Consider the following 4,398-nt stretch of genomic DNA (forward strand, 5'->3'; position numbering starts at 1 on the left):
GCTTGTGTGTGGTCGGGTAAGGAAAAAGAGAATGATCAAGAAACTGATGGTGGGTGTAGCTGGGCTCATGATGCTTGGCTTGTCAGGGGTTGCGGTTGCCGCCGAGACAGCCCAATCGCTGCAGATTAAGTTGATCAGCGCGATCCAAGCCGCCTCGAGCGCCAATCAGCCTTTGGTGCCTGCGGTTTCAGCAACGATTGAAGCGTCGGGGGCGAGCTCTGCGGTTGTGGTCGATGCGCTGACGCGATTGCTTGGCCAATGTCCATCTGGGGAATTATTGGAGGAATTGCGCAAGCGGGCTCCTGAGCGGATCCCCTTATGGTGCAGTGAGACCGACCAAGCTGGGCTGCGGGGACTTCGGTCGTTGAGTTTAGCCCAAACTGGGGGCGCGACAGGGGATACGGGCGGTGGCACCGGTCTGCCCTTGCCGCCAGCAGGAGCAGGTGCCTCGACAGGCTCGAGCCATCAACCGGCACCTTAAGTGTGGTCCTAAGTCAGGATGAACATCTTTGTGAAGCCTGATTGAGAGAATTTTTAGGCAGACAGGCTAGAGGGTCTGTTGAAGATTAATCCGACGCTGGCAACAGCGTGAGTGTGGTGAACGAAATGATGCGAACGATACAAATTGGACTTGTGGCCGGCCTTGTGGGTCTTCCGAGCTTGGCGTTTGCCCAAGTCATCAATCCTAATCCGACTTTGATCCAGTTTGGGACCTTGCAGGCGGTTGGCTCAAGCAGTTCGGTGTCGAGCTATCGGGGCCAGTTTGTGGATCGCGGTCGCAACAGTGGGGTGCGCGATAAACCCCGTGGTGCGGGCCTTGAGCCGGTCAATGTGCGTCTGGGTGCTTTTGTTTTGAGTCCGACGATTGATTACGACACGTTCCAAACCGACAATGCCAAGCGGTCGAACACCAATAGTCAAAGCGATACGGGCTATATTATTCGTCCGCGCATGACTTTAGCCTCCAATTGGAGCCGCCATGCGGTGAGCTTTGGGGCAGGTGTTGCTGGTACGGTGTATCAAGATTTTTCGACCGAAGATTCAACCGATCTTGAACTGCAGGCTGCCGGGCGGCTCGACATTCGTCGCGGGGCCAATTTGCAAGCTGCTTACCGCTATTTTGAAGGGGTAGAGAGCCGCTCGACGGCAGGCCTACCGGTCAATGTGGCAGAGCCTGGCCAGTATGAGTCGAGCGCTTTGACTGTGGGCGGTGTGTGGGAACTGACCCGTACGCGTCTGTCGGCCAATGTGGATGTGAGCGACGTCAGCTTTGATCCGGTGCCTTTGACCAATGGCACCACCTTGTCGCAGATTGACCGGAATTCGGAAGGGGCGGCTTTGACCCTGCGCACGGACTTTGCGCTGACCCCCAGTACGGCGATTTTTGCCAGCGGAACCTATGGCACCCGTAACTATCAAGAGCGCACGGGTGGATTATTCCCTTCGCGGGATTCAGATCAGACCCAAGCGATGGTCGGGGTAAATTTCGACTTGTCCAACCTTGCCCGTGGGGAAGTCGCTGTTGGCTATCTGGAACAAAAGTTTGATGCAGTTCTTTATGATGACAGCGAAGCTTTTGGGTATCGGGCGGCTGTGGAATGGTTCCCCACGACCTTGGTGACGGTTGGTGTGGTTGCCACGCGCAACATCACCGACTCCCCTGTTCAAGGTTCGGGTGGAGCGGTTACGACAGGTCTAGGCGCACAAGTGGATTGGGATGTACGTTCCAATTTGGTACTGTCAGCGCGTGCCCAGCGTGAGATATTTGAGTATGATAATGTTATTCGTCGTGACGAGCGTACCACTTTGACCGCTTCGGGGGCGCTTTTGCTCACCCAATGGCTGTCTGTGGTGTTTAATGTCACCAATGAGAAGCTTGAAACCAATAATGTGGCTGGCCTGAATTTTGATGAGACACGCTACAGCGTACGTCTGTCGCTGCGGCGTTAGGGGTTTTTGAGGGGCAAAGCGTGCTTTTGTCCCCTCAGGAGCATCCGATCAAGTTATAGATGATGCCAACTGTTCCATCTTGGGATAGCAGCATTGTCTCATACAGGGGCAAGGCGTTGTCAAACGCGTTGCATTGGTCTTGGGACTATTACGTCCTAGGAGCCCTTGAGGGTCTCTGGTTAGAACTTTGCTTGGGCTCTGGGAATTCAACGTGAGTGGGCTGGGCAAACCGGCCAGCTGACATGTCAGTATGTGATTGGAGTTTGGAATGTCAGAAGCAGGCTCGCTGTCGTACTCAAGTGCGCGCGCCACTCGAGTTGTCCCCAGCGATGATCAATCGATCGGGGCGCTGGTGGATGCTGCTTTCGGGATTTTGCGGCGGCGTTGGCTCATCATTATCGCCGGGATTATTCTGGGGATTGCTGGGGGCTTTGCCAAGACAGCCCTGACGCCTGTGACCTATATCGCCTCGACATCCATCTTGTTGGAGAACCAGAGCAATCAATTGGCTACGGGTGCTCAGCAAGGGGCTCGGGAAAGCCAAGTTCCGATGGTGACCAATGAAGTGCAATCCTTGCGCTCGCCTGCCTTGATGGAACGGGTTGTGCGCGAGTTGCAATTGCAGCGCGACCCAGACTTCAACCCCTATCTGGCCCGTACAGCCCCCGTCCAGCCCGTCACCACCACCAATCCCGTTGCCAGCACCACTGCGGTCGATACAGCCCAGATTGAGGCCACCAAGGCCAGTCTGATGCGCTCGTTGAATGTCGACAGTGTGCGGGCGAGCTCTGTCATCGTGATCAAGATGCGGGCGTCAGATCCCGTCAAGGCTGCCCGCATCGTTGATGCGGTTGCCCAAGGTTATCTGGCCGAACAATTGGATGCCAAACTGTCTTCGACCCGTCAGGCCAGTATCTGGCTGCAACAACAAGTCGACCAAGTTGGGGCCCAACTCAAAGAACAATCCGCAGCCCTGCAAGCCGAGCGTGCAGCCAGCGGCCTCAATGTCGCAGGCGGGTCCAGCCTTGCCGACCAACAAGTCACCAGCCTGTCATCCCAACTCAGCCAAGCCCGCGCCGAACTGGCCGCCCGTCAAGCTCGGGCAGGCTCGCGCGATAGTCTGGGCATCTCTGGCTCTGATGGGGTGAGTGATGTGATGGGCTCAGGCGCTGTCCAAGCCTTGCGGGCGCGTGAAGGTGAAGTCCAGCGCCGCATCTCAGAACTGGCCGTGCGCTATGGTCCCTCCCATCCCCAGATGCAGGTTGCCCGCGAACAGCTCAACGACATCCGCCGCCAGATCCAAGAAGAAATGGGTCGTGTCTCGCGGGGGAGTGTGAATGAACTCCAAGTCGCCCAGCGCCGGGTTGCAGCCATTGAGGCAGAACTAGCCCGTTGGACGGCGGCTTTGGGTCGCGATACCCGTCGCGCTTCGGTGCTCCAGCAGTTGCAAAGCCAAGTCACGGCCACAGAAGCTACCTATCAGGGCTATGTTCAGCGCCTGCAGCAAATCACCGACCTTGAAAAGCTTCAGCGCCCAGACGCCCGCATCATCGTGCGCGCCCAAATCCCCGGCCGACCCGCCTCGCCCAATCCAACCCAAGATCTCGCGCAAGGCCTCCTTGCTGGCCTCGTCCTCGCCGGCTTTGTGATCGTGCTCCTCGAAAGCCTCCAGCGCGGCCTGCGCACCCCTCAAGCGGTCGAAGACTGGACCGGGGCTCCCTGCCTCGTCTCCGTCCCCAAGCTCACCTTGCGCGAAGTCAAAAACCTCGCCGCAACCGGGGGACAAGGCCCTGCTGACTATGTCGCGGTCAAACCCCTCTCGCTCTATGCCGAAGCCCTACGCCAACTGCGCGCCGACCTCATCCTCGCCCCCGATGGCGAAAAAATCCCCCAAGTCATCCTGTTCTCGTCGGCCGTCGCCGGAGAAGGCAAGTCCACCACCGCGCTCGCCTTCGCCAGAACCCTCGCCATGTCCGGGGCTAAAACCATCCTCATCGAAGCCGATATCCGCAGACCAACCATCGCCAATATCGCCGGCATCGAAGCCAAAACCAATCTCGTCGAGGTCATCAATCATCACGACCGCCTCGAAGCCGCCCTCTCGCGCGATCTCCTCACCGATCTCGATATCCTGCCAACCCAAGCCATCAACGACCGCACCGGGGTCGATCAAGCCCTCGAACGCTTCTCAGGACTCCTCGATACCCTGCGACCCCACTACCAGTTCATCGTCGTCGATACCGCACCCGTCCTCGCCGTCGCAGAAACCCAAACCATGGCCCGACAAGCCGACGCCGTCATCCTCGTCGTCCGCTGGGGCACCACCACAGGCGACGCCATCCGCATCGCCGTCCACGAACTCCAATCCGCTCGCATCACTCCTCGCGGCGTCGCTCTCAACTCCGTCGACTTCAAAGCTCAATCCAAATACACCCGCGGCGACTCCGC

The 4,398-nt window shown here is 58.2% G+C and carries 3 protein-coding genes; all 3 read left to right on the plus strand.

The genetic code is table 11. The features are described from left to right. The first annotated feature begins 31 nt into the window (after positions 1-31). Complete coding sequence (locus tag B7364_RS08465) at positions 32-481, plus strand: hypothetical protein (protein WP_085339568.1); 450 nt, start codon at positions 32-34, stop codon at positions 479-481. A gap of 125 nt (positions 482-606) precedes the next feature. Beyond that, on the plus strand, positions 607-1,950 hold the full coding sequence (locus B7364_RS08470; RefSeq protein WP_085339569.1) for an outer membrane beta-barrel protein: 1,344 nt from the start codon (positions 607-609) through the stop codon (positions 1,948-1,950). Between the two features lie 268 nt (positions 1,951-2,218). Further along, a partial coding sequence (locus B7364_RS08475) for a GumC family protein (RefSeq protein ID WP_085339570.1) occupies positions 2,219-4,398 on the plus strand: 2,180 nt, incomplete at its 3' end.

The organism is Aquidulcibacter paucihalophilus (assembly GCF_002105465.1).
GTDB lineage: Bacteria > Pseudomonadota > Alphaproteobacteria > Caulobacterales > Aquidulcibacteraceae > Aquidulcibacter > Aquidulcibacter paucihalophilus.

Coding starts and splice junctions, on each gene's coding strand:
- B7364_RS08465 (WP_085339568.1), top strand. CDS start 32: ATGATCAAGAAACTGATGGTGGGTGTAGCTGGGCTCATGATGCTTGGC.
- B7364_RS08470 (WP_085339569.1), top strand. CDS start 607: ATGATGCGAACGATACAAATTGGACTTGTGGCCGGCCTTGTGGGTCTT.